Below are 15,780 nucleotides of genomic sequence, written 5' to 3' on the forward strand. Positions count from 1 at the left end.
GAAAATCTGTATCTGATAAAGATGATTTTATATTTAGGTGGCATAACGAGTGTAACACTTCGTCCTAGCAGGGATGAAGTGTTTTTTATTTTATAAATGTGCTACTGTAATGTGAAATTAACATGGGTGGTACCACGGCCACTTCGTCCCATTATTTGGACGAAGTGGCTTTTTTTGTTTATAAAGGAGGGGGCATTATGATTAACATTACTAAAGAACAGTTTAAAAATTTAAAAAAGGAAGGAGCGGTTTTCCCAGTTGTTTTAGAAGCTAATGGTGATGAAGTAACACCGATAAACATTTTTTATAGTCTTAAAAGCAGTAATCGGTGTTTATTAGAAAGTGTATTTAGTGATAAACAAGGTGGAAGATATTCTTTTATTGGGGCAGAACCTTATATGACTATTACAAGCAATAAAGATAATATAACAATAAGAAATGATAAAGATGAGATAGAGAATAAAAAGGGTAAAGTATTAGAGGTTTTAAAGAAGTTATTGAAGGTGAAGTATAATCCTTTAGGTTCTAAAATTCCTTTTAGTGGAGGAGCTATAGGGTATGTAGGCTATGACGTTATAAGACAATATGAAAGGATTCCGGATAATAATGTCAAAGAAATAGATATTCCTGAAGCTGCCTTAACTTTTTATAAAATCGTTATATGTTATGACCATTATAGACACAAGATTTATTATATCTATAATGTTCAAAAAGAAGATATAGATTATGATGAAATATATATAAAACTTAATACATTAAGTAAAGCTATAGAGAATTTTGAAGGTAAATTTCCATTGCCAGCATCGGAAAATAAAGAATTTTCTTCAAATTTAACTGAAAAAGAATACTGTGCAATGGTAGAAAAGGCTAAGGAATACATTAGAAAAGGAGATATTTTTCAAGTTGTACTTTCTCAGAGACTCTCTGTGAAAACTAATGATAATCCTTTTGAAATATATAGAAGACTTAGAAGTGCTAACCCATCTCCATATCTTTTTTATATTGAGTTTGATGGATTTCAAGTAGTTGGTTCTTCACCAGAAAGCTTAGTAAGTGTTCAAGAAGGTGTTGTCACAACTAATCCTATTGCAGGAACAAGACCAAGAGGAAAAACTAATGAGGAAGATACGACTTTAAAAGAAGAACTATTAAAAGATGAAAAAGAAGTGGCTGAGCATGTAATGTTAGTAGATTTAGGAAGAAATGATGTTGGCAAAATAAGTGAATTTGGTTCTGTAAAAGTTAATAGATTTATGGAAGTAGATTACTATTCCCATGTAATGCATATAGTTTCAACGGTATCAGGAAAACTTAAAGAGGGTTTAGATTGTTTTGATGCTTTAACAGCTTGTTTGCCAGCAGGTACAGTTTCAGGAGCTCCTAAAATAAGAGCTATGGAGATAATAGATGAATTAGAAAAGGTAAAGAGGGGACTATATTCTGGTTCATTGGGTTATTTCTCCTATGATGGAAACATGGATGTGTGCATAGCAATAAGGACTTTAATCATTAAAGATAATTATGCTTATGTACAGGCTGGAGCAGGAATAGTATATGATTCTGTTCCAGAAATGGAATATAAAGAAACTTTAAATAAGGCAAGAGCTTTAAGAGAGGTGATTTAAATGCTTTTATTAATAGATAATTATGATTCATTTACTTTTAACTTATATCAAATGATTGGAGAAATATATCCCAATATTAAAGTAACAAGAAATGATGCAATAAAGGTTGAAGATATAAAAAATTTAGATTTAAAAGGAATAATTATTTCTCCAGGGCCAGGAACTCCAGAAAAGGCAGGAATATCTGCAGAGGTGATTAAGGAATATGGTAAAACTATCCCTATCCTTGGAATATGCTTGGGACATCAAGCTATAGGCTACGCTTTTAATGGTAAAGTATTGAGAGCAGATAAAATAATGCATGGTAAGACATCTTTTATAAAAAATAATGGACAGGGGCTTTTCAAGGGATTAAAAGAAAATTTTAAGGTGATGAGATACCATTCTTTGATTGTGGAAAAAGCTTCATTACCAGAGGAATTAGAAGTTACAGCTGAAACAGAAGACGGAGTTATAATGGGACTTAAGCATAAGAAGTATCCAATATATGGACTGCAATTTCATCCAGAGTCTATTTTTACAGAATACGGCTCTGAGATGTTGAAAAATTTTGTTATGAATGTATTAGCAATTGATGATTGTTATGAACAGAATTAGAAATATAGGAGGGGCATAAATGTTAAAGGAAAGTATAAAAAAAATTATATCTAAAGAAAATCTTTCAATAATGGAAGCAGAAGAAGCAATGAATGACATTATGACAGGAACAGCTACTCCTTCTCAAATTTCAGCTTTTTTAGTAGGGTTAAGAATGAAAGGCGAAACTATAGAAGAAATTACTGGCTGTGCAAAGGCTATGAAGAAAAATGCTATAGCTTTTAATACTGAACTACAAAATACAATAGATACCTGTGGTACTGGAGGAGATGGAGGAAGAACCTTCAATATATCTACAGCGGTGGCGATAGTTGCAGCAGCTGGTGGAATTAAAGTAATAAAACATGGTAATAGAGCAGTATCCAGTAAAAGTGGTAGTGCAGATGTATTAACAGAATTAGGGTTTAATATAAATCTTGATTTTGAAAGATCAAAACAATGTTTGGAGAAAACGGGTATGACTTTTCTCTTTGCTCAAAAATATCATGTAGCCATGAAAAATGCAGCACCAATAAGAAAGGAACTAGAAACAAGAACCATATTTAATGTACTTGGTCCTATCTGTAATCCAGGAAATATTAAATCTCAAGTAATGGGAGTTTTTGATAAGAGTTTAACTCATCCTATAGCAGAGGTTTTGTCAAAACTAGGAAGAGAAAGAGCTATGGTTCTTAATGGTAATGATGGATTAGATGAAATTACATTAACCACTACTACTACTGTCAGTGAATTGAAAAATGGTAAAGTAATAGATTACATTATAAATCCTGAAGACTATGGGATGAAGCTTTGTAATATACAAGAACTAGCAGGAGGTGATGCTAAGGAAAATGCAGAAATAATAAAAGAAATATTCCAAGGTGGTAAAGGGTGTAAGAGAAATGTAGTTTTATTGAACTCTGCTGCGGCTTTATACGTTGGAAAAGCTACTGATTCTTTTGAAGAAGGATTAAAGATGGCAGCTGATTTAATAGATAGCGGAAAGGCACTAGAAAAATTACAAGAACTTGTGAAGTGTAGTAAGGAGCTGGCATCATGATATTAGATAAAATAGTAGAAAATAAAAAGCTGCAGCTTGAAAAAGAAAAAAAAGAAACTTCTATAGAAAAATGGATAGAATTATCTCAAGGAAAAATAATAAAAAATTTTAAAGAAGCCTTACAAGGTGAGGAGATATCTGTTATAGCAGAGATAAAAAAAGCTTCACCTTCAAAGGGAATTATAAAAGAGGATTTTGATGTAGAAGCTATTGCAAAGGTTTATGAAAAAATAAAAGTTGATGCTATATCTGTATTAACAGAGCAGCAATTTTTTAAAGGTAAGGACAGTTTTATCGGGATTACTAAAGCTGTTAATTCTAAACCAGTATTAAGGAAAGATTTTATAATAGATGCTTATCAAATATATCAAGCAAAGGCTATTGGTGCCGATGCCATTTTATTAATTGCAGCACTATTGCCTGGGAAACTAAAGGATTATTATGATTTGGCTACTTCCATTGGACTTCATGTTTTAATTGAAGTCCACAATGAAGAAGAAGTAGAAGAAGCATTAAAAAGCGGAGGGGAAATAATAGGAATTAATAATAGAGATTTAAAAACTTTCAAAGAAGATTTAACAACTACAGAAAAGCTTATAAAGTATATCCCTAAGCACAAAGTTGTAGTTTCTGAAAGCTCTATAAAAACCCCAGAAGATATAAGATATTTAAAAAGTTTAGGAGTATCAGCAGTACTTATAGGTGAAACTTTTATGAGAAATATTGAAGATATAGAAAGGGTAGAGCAGTTTTTAGAAAGGGCAACAGAGTAATGATTGAGATAAAGGTATGTGGTTTAAAGAGAGAAGAAGATATAAAATATGTTAATGAATTAAAACCAGATTATGTTGGCTTTGTCTTTGCTAAAAGTTCTAGAGAAATTACCTTAGAACAGGGAATAAATTTGGTTAAAAAACTAGATAAAAATATTAAAGCAGTTGGAGTATTTGTAGATAAAAAGCTTTCAGAAGTAGAAAAGATAGCCTCTACTTTAAAACTTGATGTACTGCAGTTTCATGGTAAAGAAGATAATGAATATATGAGTTGCTTTAAATCATTTGAAGTTTGGAAGGCTTTAGGTGTAACTAGTAAGGAGGACTTAAAAGAAATCAATAAATATAAAGTAGATGGAATATTATTGGACTCAAAAGTATTAGGAAGAATAGGTGGCACTGGAGAGAGTTTTAACTGGGATATAATTTCAAATTTTAAAATAAACAAAAAGCTTATTTTAGCTGGCGGACTTAATAGCGATAATGTTAAGGAAGGAATAAGCAAAGTAAACCCTAATATAGTAGATGTATCTAGCGGCATTGAAGTAGATGGCTTCAAGGATTTTGATAAAATAAAAGAATTTATAGAAAAAGTGAGGGAAACAGTATGAAAGGAAGATTCGGAATATTTGGTGGACAGTATGTTCCTGAAACAGTAATGAAAGCTTTATTAGAATTAGAAGAGGAATATAATAAAGCTATAGCAGATGAAAAGTTTATGCAAGAGTATAGGTATTATTTAAAAGAGTATAGTGGAAGAGAAACACCCCTTTACTATGCAGAAAATTTAAGCAAGACCTGTGGTGGAGCAAAAATTTACTTGAAAAGAGAAGATTTAAATCATACAGGAGCTCATAAAATAAATAATGTTTTAGGGCAAGTATTATTAGCAAAGAGAATGGGAAAAAAGCGAATAATAGCAGAAACAGGAGCAGGTCAACATGGAGTAGCTACAGCAACTATTGCGGCTATGTTTGGACTAGAATGTGAGATTTTCATGGGAGAAGAGGATATAACAAGACAAGCACTTAATGTGTTTAAAATGAAGATACTTGGTTCTAAAGTTAATTCAGTAACTAGCGGTACTGGAACTCTTAAAGATGCAGTAAATGCAGCTATGAGAGATTGGGTAGCAAATATTGAAAATACTTTCTACGTTATAGGTTCAACAATGGGACCACATCCTTATCCAACTATGGTAAGGGATTTTCAAAGAGTTATAGGCGACGAAACAAGAACACAAATATTGCAAAAGGAAAGTAGATTACCAGATTACGTAATAGCTTGTGTAGGGGGCGGAAGTAATTCTATGGGTATGTTCTATCCTTTCATTGAAGATAAGAATGTAAAATTTATAGGTGTAGAAGCAGCAGGATTAGGCGTTAATACAGATATGCATGCAGCTACTATTACAAAAGGTTCTATAGGTGTTATTCATGGTATGAAAACTTATGTGCTTCAAGACAATAATGGACAAATAATGCCTGTATATTCTATTTCTGCAGGATTAGATTATCCAGGAGTAGGGCCAGAACATGCTTATTTAAATGATATTAACAGAGCACAATATGTTCCAGCAACAGATAAGGAAGCTTTAGATGCTTTTAAAGCACTTTCTCAAATAGAAGGGATTATACCTGCTATAGAAAGCTCTCATGCTGTAGCTTATGCAATAAAACTGGCTAAAACTTTAGATAAAGATAAAATTATAGTAGTATGTCTTTCTGGTAGAGGAGATAAGGATATAGACACAGTGGCAAAGGAAATGGGGGTTACATTATGAATAGAATAGATAATAAATTTCAAGAATTAAAAAAGAAAGATGAAAAGGCTTTAATAACCTTTATAACTGCAGGGGATCCTGATTTAGACAATACAGTTAGATTGGTTTTGGCAATGGAAAAGTCAGGATCAGACATAATAGAATTAGGAATCCCTTATTCAGATCCAATAGCAGATGGCGAAGTTATTCAGGCATCTTCCCAAAGATCCTTATCACTAGGGTCAAATATACAAAATATAATGGATACAGTAAAGAAAATAAGGTTAAGTTCACAGGTTCCGCTGCTATACCTTGTATATTATAATTGCATATTCAAATATGGTATAGAAAAATTTTTATCTCAATGTAGTGAGGTAGGGATAGATGGTTTAATAATACCAGATTTACCTTTAGAGGAAAGAGGAGAAATAAGCAATAATGCACTAGAACACAATATTCACCTAATACCAATGGTAGCGCCAACCTCTAAGGAGAGAATAGGAGCTATAATAGAAAGTGGAAGAGGATTTGTATACTGTGTCTCTGTAAATGGAGTAACAGGAGTGAGAAATGACATAAATACTGATTTAAAAGAATATATGGAAACAGTAAAAACATTTAGTGATATTCCTGTAGCCTTGGGATTTGGTATATCTGATGCTTCCATGGTTAAAAAATATAAAGAGCATTGTGATGGAGTTATAGTAGGTAGTGCCTTAGTAAAACTCATTGCTGAAAATAAAGGTAAAGAAGTAGAAATTGCAGCTAAGTTTGTAAAAAAACTAAAAGAAGCGGCATATTAAAGTGGGAATGAGTAATCTTAATATTTCTATTGTAGTATGCTAAGTTATACAATATAGAAAAAAGCTGAATGCCAACTAATCTGGAAAGTTGGCATTCAGTATATTTTTATTTTCTTTTAACATAAGTTGTATGAAGAAGCTCGTGAGCTTTTTCTCCATAAGGTTTTCCTAAGAAGTCTTTGTATAATTCTTGAATAAATGGATTTTCATGAGACTTTCTTAAAGTTTTACTTCTGTCTTCTGTGTAAAGAGCAACTCTTCTCTTTTTAATAATATCTGTATTACCTCTAATGTAAGGCTGACCACCACCATCGATACAGCCACCAGGACAAGCCATTATTTCTATCATGTGATAATGTTCTTTTCCTTCTCGTATTCTTTCAAGAAGAGTACGTGCATTTCCAAGACCGCTTGCTATAGCAACCTTTACATCAGTATCTTTAATAGAGATAGTAGCCTCGCGTATTCCTTCAGCACCACGTACGTTACCAAATTCAACATCGGCTAATTCTTCTCCTGTAACCCATTCATAAGCAGTTCTAAGAGCTGCTTCCATAACTCCGCCTGTAGTTCCAAATATTACTCCAGCACCTGTGGATTCTCCTAATGGATTATCAAAATTTTCTTCATCTAAAGAGTTAAAGTCTATTCCGGCTTCTTTAATCATTTTAGCAAGTTCACGAGTACTTATAACTAAATCTACATCTGGAATTCCGTTGGTGCTCATTTCAGGTCTTGCAGCTTCATATTTTTTAGCAAGACAAGGCATAACTGAAACTACTATTAAATTTTTAGGATCGATTCCCATTTTTTCAGCAAAGTATGTTTTTGCTATAGCACCGAACATCTGCTGAGGTGACTTACAACTGGATGGTATATCTAAAAGATCACTAAATTGGTGTTCGAAGAAATTAATCCATCCAGGACAACAACTAGTAAGCATAGGAAGAGTTCCGCCATGCTCAAGCCTATGAATTAACTCAGAAGCTTCTTCCATTATAGTTAAGTCAGCAGCAAAATCTGTGTCAAATACTTTGTCAAATCCAAGGGATCTTAAAGCTGCAACCATCTTACCGGTAACTGCAATGCCAGGTTCTAGTCCAAATTCTTCACCAAGTGCTGCACGTACTGCTGGAGCTGTCTGGACTATAACTGTCTTCTTTTCATTATTTAATACATTCCAAACCTTAGAAGTATTATTTAATTCTGTAAGAGCACCAGTTGGACATACTGCTACACATTGACCACAAAATGTACAGTTAGTTTCGAGCATAGGAGCTGAAAAAGCTGGAGCTATTATTGTTTCGAAACCTCTATCTATAGCGGATAAAACCCCAACAGTTTGAACCTTGTTACACATAGTTACACATCTTCTGCAAAGTATACATTTATCTAAATCACGCACTATTGAGTAGCTAGAATTATCTACTGGATATTTGGATTTTTCTCCTTTGTATTTAATTTCACGTATTCCCATTTCAGCTGCAAGCTTTTGAAGTTCACAGTCTGTATTTTTTTCACAAAGAAGACAATCTTGAGGATGATCTGATAGTAGAAGTTCTACCATAGTTCTTCTTGCTTTTATAGCTTTTATGGAGTTGGTTTTAACTACCATACCAGGAGTTATAGGAGTACAGCAAGCAGGAGCTAGGTTTCTTCTTCCTTCTACTTCAACTACACATACACGGCAAGAACCAGGATGATTTTCAGTCTTATTATCGTGAAGATGAAAATGACATAAAGTAGGTATATTTATGTTAAGTTCCTTAGCAGCATTTAATATAGTAGTTCCTTCTTGAACCTGAAATTCCTTATTATTTATAGTAATATTAACTAAACTCAAACTTCACACCTCTTTTCGTTAAGTCTACTTTCTTATTATTGCACCCACAGGGCAGGCGCTAAAGCAGCTTCCACATTTTATACATTTATCTTGCATGATTTTATGCTTGTCCTTTACTTTTCCTTCAATGCATGAAGTAGGACATACTCTTGCGCATTTAGTACAACCTATACATTTATCTGCAACTTCATAGCGAAGTAAGTTTTTACAAACTCCTGCAGGACATCTTTTTTCTTTTACATGAGCTTCATATTCATCATAGAAATATTTCATTGTACTAAGTATTGGATTAGGAGCAGTTTGTCCAAGACCGCAAAGAGAAGTATCTTTTATGGTTTGAGCAAGTTCCTTAAGATCAACTAAGTCCTCTTCAGTACCTTTTCCTTCAGTAATTTTTGTAAGTATTTCTAAAAGTCTTTTATTTCCTATTCTACAAGGAGTACATTTTCCGCAGGATTCATCTACAGTAAACTCAAGATAGAATTTAGCTATATCAACCATACAGTTATCTTCGTCCATTACAATCATTCCACCAGAACCCATCATGGAACCTATATTAGATAAGGATTCATAATCGATTTTAGTATCTAAATGATCAACAGGGATACATCCACCAGAAGGACCACCAGTTTGGACAGATTTAAATTTACGACCATTTTTTATACCGCCGCCAATATCATATATTATTTCTCTTAAAGTAGTTCCCATAGGTACTTCTACAAGTCCTACATTGTTTATTTTTCCTGCTAGAGCAAAAACCTTTGTTCCTTTAGAAGTTTCTGTACCAATGGAGCTGAACCAGCCTGGACCTTCGTTTATAATTGCAGGAACTAAAGCTAAGGTTTCTACATTGTTTACACAAGTAGGTTTGTTCCATAATCCACATTCAGCAGGGAATGGAGGTTTATTCGTAGGTTCTCCTCTTTTTCCTTCTATGGAGTGAATTAAAGCTGTTTCTTCACCACATACGAATGCTCCAGCACCATATTTAATATTTATATTGAAGCTAAAATCTGTACCTAAAATATTTTCTCCTAAAAGTCCATATTCATGAGCTTTCTTTATAGCAATTTCTAACCTGTAAACTGCAAGAGGATATTCAGCTCTAATGTATATGTTTCCTTCATTGGCGCCAATAGCATAACCTGCTATAGCCATTGCTTCTAATACACTGTGAGGGTCTCCTTCAAGTATGGAACGATCCATAAATGCACCTGGATCACCTTCATCTGCATTACAGATTATATATTTTTTAGAGCTTTCATATTTCTTTGCAAATCCCCATTTTGTTCCTGTAGGGAATCCACCGCCCCCACGTCCACGAAGCCCTGAATCACTAATAGCTTTTATAACATCATCAGGAGTCATTTCGGTAAGAACTTTTCCCAATGCTAAATAAGCTTTTTCTCCGATAGCCTCTTCAATATCTTCAGGATTTATAAGTCCGCAATTTCTTAGTGCAATTCTTTTTTGCTTTTTATAAAAGGACATCTCATCTTGTCTTTTAACTCTCTTTTGAAGAGTAGGTTCTATAAATAAAAGTCTTTCAATAATTTTGCCTTGCAGTAGATGGCTTTCTACAATTTCTTTTGCATCTTCAGGTCTAACGTGTACATAGAATGCGTTGTCAGGATTTATATTAATGATAGGACCTTGTTCACAAAATCCAAAACAACCTGTTAGGCTTACCTGTACTTCATTTTCAAGGCCTGCAGTTTTGATTTCATGTTTTAAATTCTCAACTATTTGATAGCTATCTGCAGATTTACAGCCTGTACCTGCGCAAACAGATATTGAACGTTTACATCTCTTGTTTTCTGCAGCTAATTCGGCCTCATGAGAAACTTGCTTTATTGCCACTAACTTTTTGCAATCTTCATGATATTTTTTTAATGCTTCAAAAGATTTTATTTTATTCAAGGTATAATTCCTCCTATTCGCTATACTCTTCTAACAATTTAGAGACTCTATCTTTGGTAAAATGACCATATACTTTATCATTTACAGTGACAACAGGTGCAAGGCCGCAAGCACCAACACAACGCAGCACATCTAAAGTAAATTTTCCATCTTTTGTAGTTTCTCCAACCTTTATATCTAACTTCTGCTGTAATTCGCTTACTACATCTCCAGCACCTCTTACGAAACATGCAGTACCCATACATACGCTTATAACATATTCACCTTTAGGTTCTGTATTGAAGTAAGAATAAAAAGTTACTACGCCATATACACTAGAAACAGGCATATTTAATTTATCAGCTACAAATTTTTGAACTCGTTCAGGTAAGTAACCGAATAACTGTTGAGCTTTATGAAGTACACTTATTAATGCTCCTTCTTTATCCCTTAAGGAATCTATATACTCACTTAATTCTTGGAATTTAGCTTCTGCTAGTTCGTTTCTGCAACTCAATTTTAAGTGCCCCCTTTGCAAATGATTTAATATTTTCCATAATTCAATTATATCAGAATCTTGTTTAAATATTAACAATTTTTATTTTTAACTTTATTTTAAATATACTAAAAAATACTCGGAATTTCAATAATGATAAAGTAGGTTATATAATGTAAATATTGGTACTTGTTCGATATAAGAGCTGATATGAAGCTGAATCTAAGCAAAATAGCAGTACTGTCAATAATTGCTGTTACATGTATAAGTTTTTTTATTTTTAAAATAATTTAATACAAATAACTTGATATACTCTGAAAATGAGAAAAGTGACTGAAAAGTTTGATAATTTTAAGATAATCCATATTTTTTTCTTCACTACCAGAAAGAGCGCCTATATATTAAAACTCGACTATTATTGTATCGGTACATTTGAAAAGAAAATATGTATAACCTATAATTAAAGATAATTTAATGAATTTGATTTGGAGGAGAGGAGAAAAGTATGGAAACACATGTTAAGACTCGTTCAATGGTAGAAATGGCACTTATGATTGGTATTATATGCTTAGTGACCATGACAATGAAAATACCAACAGTTATAGGTTATACTCATCTAGGTGATGGATTTGTATTTGTAGCTGCTGTGATATTTGGAAAAAAAAAAGGTGCACTAGCAGCAGCACTTGGAATGACTCTTGCAGATATTTTAGGTGGATATGCCATATGGGCACCATTTACATTTGTTATAAAGGCAGTTATGGCATATATAGCAGCAACTATAGCATACAGAAATGATTATAATGGAGAAAATGTAAAGAACAACACATTTGCTTTTGCAGTGGCAGGAGCATGGATGGTTTTGGCATATTATTTAGCTAATGCTGTAATTGTACGCTTTGTATATGTGGAATCAGCAAGTTTCTATGAAAGCTTAGTTTTAGCTTTGGCAGATATTCCAGCAAATACAATGCAAATAGCTGTAGGTATTGTTATAGCACTTCTTTTGATAAAAGGTGTTAAGGGAAAAGGGGTTTTTAATCGCTAATAACTATATTTCATAGTTAATATTTAATTTTTATATGAGTGAGAATTTCTTTGTTAATTAATTATAGTTTAGTAAAATAAAGCGGTAAATGAAGAGAATAATAATAATATACAGTTTAAAATGTTTACATGACTTAAGATTAATATTGATAAATTATATATATTATCTTATAATTAAATAAATTTAATAATTGTCTCGGATGAAGGTAATAGGAGAGAGGCTTTTGTAGCCCACCGAAGATGTTAATCTTTCAGGTACCATTATTTATGGGGAGGACTGTTACTGGACGAAACTCTGGAGAGACTCTATTTAGAGCACCGAAGGAGAAAGTTGGGATATTGTTATTCCAATGAAACTCTCAGGTAAAAGGACAGAGAATAGAACAGTATATCCAGAGGTCTGTTTTTTGCAGTACCTCTATTTTATTGTCACGAATCTATTCTTTTGCTGTCCTCAAAAATAATTATATTGGAGGATGGATCATGGAAAATCTAATTCAAATCTTTAACAAAATCGACTCAATAGTATGGGGAGCACCTTTACTAATTCTTCTAGTGGGAACAGGAATTTATCTCACACTAAGACTTAAATGTCTACAAATCATAAAACTACCATTAGCACTTAAATATTTATTTTCTAAAGAAGATGAAGATAGTTCAGGTAAAGGTGATGTTACAAGTTTCCAAGCACTGTGTACAGCACTTGCTGCAACTATTGGTACAGGTAATATTGTAGGAGTAGCTACTGCAATTAAGGCCGGAGGTCCAGGAGCATTATTTTGGATGTGGATGGCAGCTTTCTTTGGGATGGCTACAAAATATGCAGAGGGACTGCTTGCTGTAAAGTATAGGGTAATAGATAAAAATGGACAAATGTCTGGCGGCCCTATGTATTATATAGAAAGAGGACTTAAAAATAAATGGATGGCTAAGTTGTTTGCTATATTTGGAATAGGAGTAGCCTACTTTGGAATAGGAACTTTTGCACAAATAAATGCAATAACAGAATCTCTAAAGGATTCATATAATGTACCAACTATAACAACAGGTTTTATAATAACTTGTCTAGTTGCCTTAGTAACTTTAGGCGGTATTAAAAGCATTGCAAAGGTTTCAGAAAAGGTAGTTCCTTTTATGGCTATAATGTATATAGTTGCAACACTTATAATACTTGTTGTAAACATTAAATTAGTACCAGCAGCGTTGGTATTAGTTATAAAAAGTGCATTTACTCCTAGTGCAGCGGTAGGAGGATTTTTAGGAGCTACAGTTAAACAGGCTATTCAAAATGGTGTGGCAAGAGGGGTGTTTTCTAATGAATCAGGACTTGGAAGTGCACCTATTGCAGCAGCAGCAGCAAAAACAAAATCCTGTGTAAGACAAGGCCTTATATCTATGACAGGAACATTTATAGATACTATAATAGTGTGTACAATGACAGGTTTAACCTTAATTTTAACAGGAGCATGGAAATCAAATTTAGCTGGAGCTGCAATGACAAATGCAGCATTTACACAAGGTATGCCTATAGAAGTTTTAGGAAAATTTATAATAACTGTAGGACTTATGTTCTTTGCATTTACAACTATATTAGGATGGAATTATTATGGTGAAAGATGTGCAGAGTATTTATTTGGAGTAAAGGGAATAAAACCATATAGATATATATTTATAGCAATTGTAGCAGTTGGTGGATTGTCTATATTAAAGTTAGACTTGATATGGATAATTGCAGACATAGTCAATGGACTTATGGCTATACCTAATTTAATAGCATTAGTAGGATTAAGTCCTGTGGTAATTCATGAGACAAAACTTTATTTTGAAAAATTAAAAAGTGAAGAAAGTCCGGAGGATGAAGAGATAATAATGTCTAAGGCATTATAATGTATAAAAGCTTCCTATGTAGTTAATATATATAGTAAATATATTAACTACATAGGAGGTTTTTGTTTATTTACGAACAATATCTATAAAATTACTTGCAAGAACACTATATACACGAATAATAATAATAAAATTAAAAAGCAATGTTGACAGGTTGCAAAAATGATGCTAATATTAGATTAGAAATTATAATACATTGTTCGTAATGATAAGAAGATTATAAGGTGATTATAAGGAGGGTTAAATAATGCAGCAGTCAAAAGAAGAAAGATACGGTCAGAAACCACCTAAAGGTTTTTTAGATTCGTTTTTTAAACTAAGTGAAAATGGAACTAATGTAAAAACTGAAATTATAGCAGGTATCACTACTTTCATAACAATGGCCTATATAATATTTGTAAATCCAGGAATACTTATGCAGGCAGGGATGAATACACAGGGGCTTTTAGGGGAAGCAGCAGTAAAGGCGGGACTTAGTGCTCTAAACGACCCAATGGTTGCTTCAGTTTTTGCAGCTACATGTATTTCCGCAGCAGTTGGTACGTTTGTAATGGGTTTATATGGAAATGTACCGTTTGCCCAAGCTCCAGGAATGGGACTTAATGCTTTCTTTGCATTTAGCGTTTGTCTTGGAATGGGATATAGTTGGCAGCAAGCATTAGCAGCAGTGTTTATTTCAGGTATTTTCTTTATATTGCTTACTTTAACTAACGTGCGTGAAGCAATAGTAAATGCAATACCTACTAATTTAAAATTTGCGATTTCTGGTGGTATTGGATTATTTATTGCTCTAATAGGATTTAAAAGCGGTGGAATAGTAGTATCAAATCCAGCAACACTAGTAGGCTTTGGAGACTTCATGTCGCCAAATACAATGCTTACGTTAATTGGTCTTGCAATAACAGCAATACTTATGTCTAGAAATGTAAAAGGTTCAATACTTATAGGTATTTTATTAACTACTGTTATAGGTATTCCATTAGGAGTTACTAAAACTGTTCCGTTAGCTAATCTTGTTAGTGCACCACCTTCTTTAAGTCATACTTTTTTAAAGTTAGATTTGCCAGGATTATTAAATATAGGACAACATGGATTACTTAAAGCTATATTAAATGTAATTATGGTTGTTATATCATTTAGTCTTGTAGATATGTTTGATACAATTGGAACATTAGTTGGAACAGCTCAAAAGGCAAATATGCTAGATGAGAACGGAAAGATGAAAAATATGGATAAGGCATTACTTGCTGATGCAGTAGCTACTACAACAGGAGCATTACTTGGAACAAGCACAGTTACAACTTTCGTAGAATCTACTGCAGGTATTTCAGAAGGTGGAAGAACTGGACTTACTTCCGTAGTAACAGGTATCATGTTTTTAGTTGCAATGTTCTTTACAGGACTTGTTGGAATAGTTCCAGCAGAAGCAACAGCTCCGGCTTTAATAGTAGTAGGAGTACTAATGATGGGCGCTGTAACTAATATAAACTTCAATGATTTTACAGAAGCTTTACCAGCATTCTTTACAATATCAATAATGCCATTTAGTTACAGTATAGCAAATGGAATAGCAGCAGGAATTATATTTTATCCAATAGTTAAAATAGTAACCGGAAGAAGAAAAGAAGTTCATCCAATAGTTTACGTTTTAGCAGCGCTATTTATAATAAGATTTACAATACTTCCTAAATAATTTTACGATATTTTTAGTGTTAAAAATATCGTATGGAATTTGCATTTAAGAAAGCGTTCACTGCGTAAAGAAGCTCTAATATTTCTGAATTTAAATCACCTAAACTTTTTAAACTCGCTATCGCTCAGACAGTAAAAAGTTCTTAACGGTGATTTGAATTCAGAAACAAAGAGCTTCTAATTACTTATTCAATGCTTTCTACAATGCAAATTCCATACTGTTTTCAATAGTAAAAATGTATTTATTTAAACTATTTAAAAAATAAATAATTAAGAAGCAATGTAACTCTTTATCAAAATAAAGGGGTTATATTGCT

Annotated in this window: 13 protein-coding genes, 2 riboswitches and 1 other annotated feature (1 of these 16 cut by a window edge); of the genes, 10 read left to right on the plus strand and 3 right to left on the minus strand. The window is 32.9% G+C overall.

Annotation, left to right across the window (positions count from 1 at the left end; genetic code table 11):
- Positions 1-70, plus strand: a binding site (T-box leader) (it extends 184 nt beyond the left edge of the window).
- Between the two features lie 127 nt (positions 71-197).
- The 7 genes from trpE to trpA are packed head-to-tail and all read left to right on the plus strand — an operon-like array spanning position 198 to position 6,599.
- Positions 198-1,625, plus strand: a complete 1,428-nt coding sequence (gene trpE, locus JOC70_RS08545; protein WP_204598440.1) for an anthranilate synthase component I — start codon at positions 198-200, stop codon at positions 1,623-1,625.
- Complete coding sequence (locus JOC70_RS08550; protein ID WP_204598441.1) at positions 1,626-2,222, plus strand: anthranilate synthase component II; 597 nt, start codon at positions 1,626-1,628, stop codon at positions 2,220-2,222. It abuts the gene before it with no gap.
- A gap of 19 nt (positions 2,223-2,241) precedes the next feature.
- On the plus strand, positions 2,242-3,261 hold the full coding sequence (gene trpD, locus JOC70_RS08555; protein WP_204598442.1) for an anthranilate phosphoribosyltransferase: 1,020 nt from the start codon (positions 2,242-2,244) through the stop codon (positions 3,259-3,261).
- Positions 3,258-4,034 carry an indole-3-glycerol phosphate synthase TrpC gene (gene trpC, locus JOC70_RS08560; protein ID WP_204598443.1) on the plus strand — a complete coding sequence of 259 codons (777 nt, stop codon included), beginning with the start codon at positions 3,258-3,260 and terminating at the stop codon, positions 4,032-4,034. Before trpD ends, trpC begins: the two co-directional genes overlap by 4 nt.
- Positions 4,034-4,645 carry a phosphoribosylanthranilate isomerase gene (locus JOC70_RS08565; RefSeq protein ID WP_204598444.1) on the plus strand — a complete coding sequence of 204 codons (612 nt, stop codon included), beginning with the start codon at positions 4,034-4,036 and terminating at the stop codon, positions 4,643-4,645. The genes trpC and JOC70_RS08565 overlap by 1 nt, the downstream gene beginning before the upstream one ends.
- Positions 4,642-5,817, plus strand: a complete 1,176-nt coding sequence (gene trpB / locus JOC70_RS08570) for a tryptophan synthase subunit beta (RefSeq protein WP_204598445.1) — start codon at positions 4,642-4,644, stop codon at positions 5,815-5,817. Before JOC70_RS08565 ends, trpB begins: the two co-directional genes overlap by 4 nt.
- Positions 5,814-6,599, plus strand: coding sequence for a tryptophan synthase subunit alpha (gene trpA / locus JOC70_RS08575; RefSeq protein WP_204598446.1), 786 nt, complete (start codon positions 5,814-5,816; stop codon positions 6,597-6,599). Before trpB ends, trpA begins: the two co-directional genes overlap by 4 nt.
- A 106-nt stretch (positions 6,600-6,705) precedes the next feature.
- Here the strand turns inward: trpA and JOC70_RS08580 are convergent, their stop codons facing one another.
- The 3 genes from JOC70_RS08580 to nuoE are packed head-to-tail and all read right to left on the minus strand — an operon-like array spanning position 6,706 to position 10,858.
- Positions 6,706-8,442, minus strand: a complete 1,737-nt coding sequence (locus tag JOC70_RS08580; protein WP_204598447.1) for an NADH-dependent [FeFe] hydrogenase, group A6 — start codon at positions 8,440-8,442, stop codon at positions 6,706-6,708.
- A 24-nt stretch (positions 8,443-8,466) separates the two neighbouring features.
- Positions 8,467-10,362 carry an NADH-quinone oxidoreductase subunit NuoF gene (locus JOC70_RS08585; protein WP_204598448.1) on the minus strand — a complete coding sequence of 632 codons (1,896 nt, stop codon included), beginning with the start codon at positions 10,360-10,362 and terminating at the stop codon, positions 8,467-8,469.
- A 13-nt stretch (positions 10,363-10,375) separates the two neighbouring features.
- Positions 10,376-10,858 (minus strand): NADH-quinone oxidoreductase subunit NuoE, encoded by a 483-nt coding sequence (gene nuoE / locus JOC70_RS08590; RefSeq protein ID WP_204598449.1) that lies wholly within the window; start codon positions 10,856-10,858, stop codon positions 10,376-10,378.
- Positions 10,859-11,342: 484 nt separating this feature from the next.
- Between nuoE and JOC70_RS08595 the strand changes: the two genes are divergently transcribed.
- The 3 genes from JOC70_RS08595 to JOC70_RS08605 all read left to right on the plus strand — a co-directional run bounded on the left by JOC70_RS08595 (position 11,343) and on the right by JOC70_RS08605 (position 15,464).
- Positions 11,343-11,885, plus strand: coding sequence for an ECF transporter S component (locus JOC70_RS08595; RefSeq protein ID WP_204598450.1), 543 nt, complete (start codon positions 11,343-11,345; stop codon positions 11,883-11,885).
- Positions 11,886-12,084: 199 nt separating this feature from the next.
- Positions 12,085-12,155: riboswitch (glycine riboswitch) on the plus strand.
- Between the two features lie 14 nt (positions 12,156-12,169).
- Positions 12,170-12,269: riboswitch (glycine riboswitch) on the plus strand.
- Positions 12,270-12,367: 98 nt separating this feature from the next.
- Positions 12,368-13,771, plus strand: a complete 1,404-nt coding sequence (locus JOC70_RS08600) for an alanine/glycine:cation symporter family protein (RefSeq protein ID WP_204598451.1) — start codon at positions 12,368-12,370, stop codon at positions 13,769-13,771.
- A 247-nt stretch (positions 13,772-14,018) separates the two neighbouring features.
- Positions 14,019-15,464, plus strand: a complete 1,446-nt coding sequence (locus tag JOC70_RS08605; RefSeq protein WP_204598452.1) for an NCS2 family permease — start codon at positions 14,019-14,021, stop codon at positions 15,462-15,464.
- Positions 15,465-15,780: the final 316 nt, after the last annotated feature.

It is taken from the genome of Clostridium pascui (assembly GCF_016908015.1).
GTDB classification, from domain to species: domain Bacteria; phylum Bacillota; class Clostridia; order Clostridiales; family Clostridiaceae; genus Clostridium_AK; species Clostridium_AK pascui.

What these genes read in the sequence shown, in the direction of transcription:
- trpE (WP_204598440.1), top strand. Translation starts at nt 198, where the DNA reads ATGATTAACATTACTAAAGAACAGTTTAAAAATTTAAAAAAGGAAGGA.
- JOC70_RS08550 (WP_204598441.1), top strand. Translation starts at nt 1,626, where the DNA reads ATGCTTTTATTAATAGATAATTATGATTCATTTACTTTTAACTTATAT.
- trpD (WP_204598442.1), top strand. Translation starts at nt 2,242, where the DNA reads ATGTTAAAGGAAAGTATAAAAAAAATTATATCTAAAGAAAATCTTTCA.
- trpC (WP_204598443.1), top strand. Translation starts at nt 3,258, where the DNA reads ATGATATTAGATAAAATAGTAGAAAATAAAAAGCTGCAGCTTGAAAAA.
- JOC70_RS08565 (WP_204598444.1), top strand. Translation starts at nt 4,034, where the DNA reads ATGATTGAGATAAAGGTATGTGGTTTAAAGAGAGAAGAAGATATAAAA.
- trpB (WP_204598445.1), top strand. Translation starts at nt 4,642, where the DNA reads ATGAAAGGAAGATTCGGAATATTTGGTGGACAGTATGTTCCTGAAACA.
- trpA (WP_204598446.1), top strand. Translation starts at nt 5,814, where the DNA reads ATGAATAGAATAGATAATAAATTTCAAGAATTAAAAAAGAAAGATGAA.
- JOC70_RS08595 (WP_204598450.1), top strand. Translation starts at nt 11,343, where the DNA reads ATGGAAACACATGTTAAGACTCGTTCAATGGTAGAAATGGCACTTATG.
- JOC70_RS08600 (WP_204598451.1), top strand. Translation starts at nt 12,368, where the DNA reads ATGGAAAATCTAATTCAAATCTTTAACAAAATCGACTCAATAGTATGG.
- JOC70_RS08605 (WP_204598452.1), top strand. Translation starts at nt 14,019, where the DNA reads ATGCAGCAGTCAAAAGAAGAAAGATACGGTCAGAAACCACCTAAAGGT.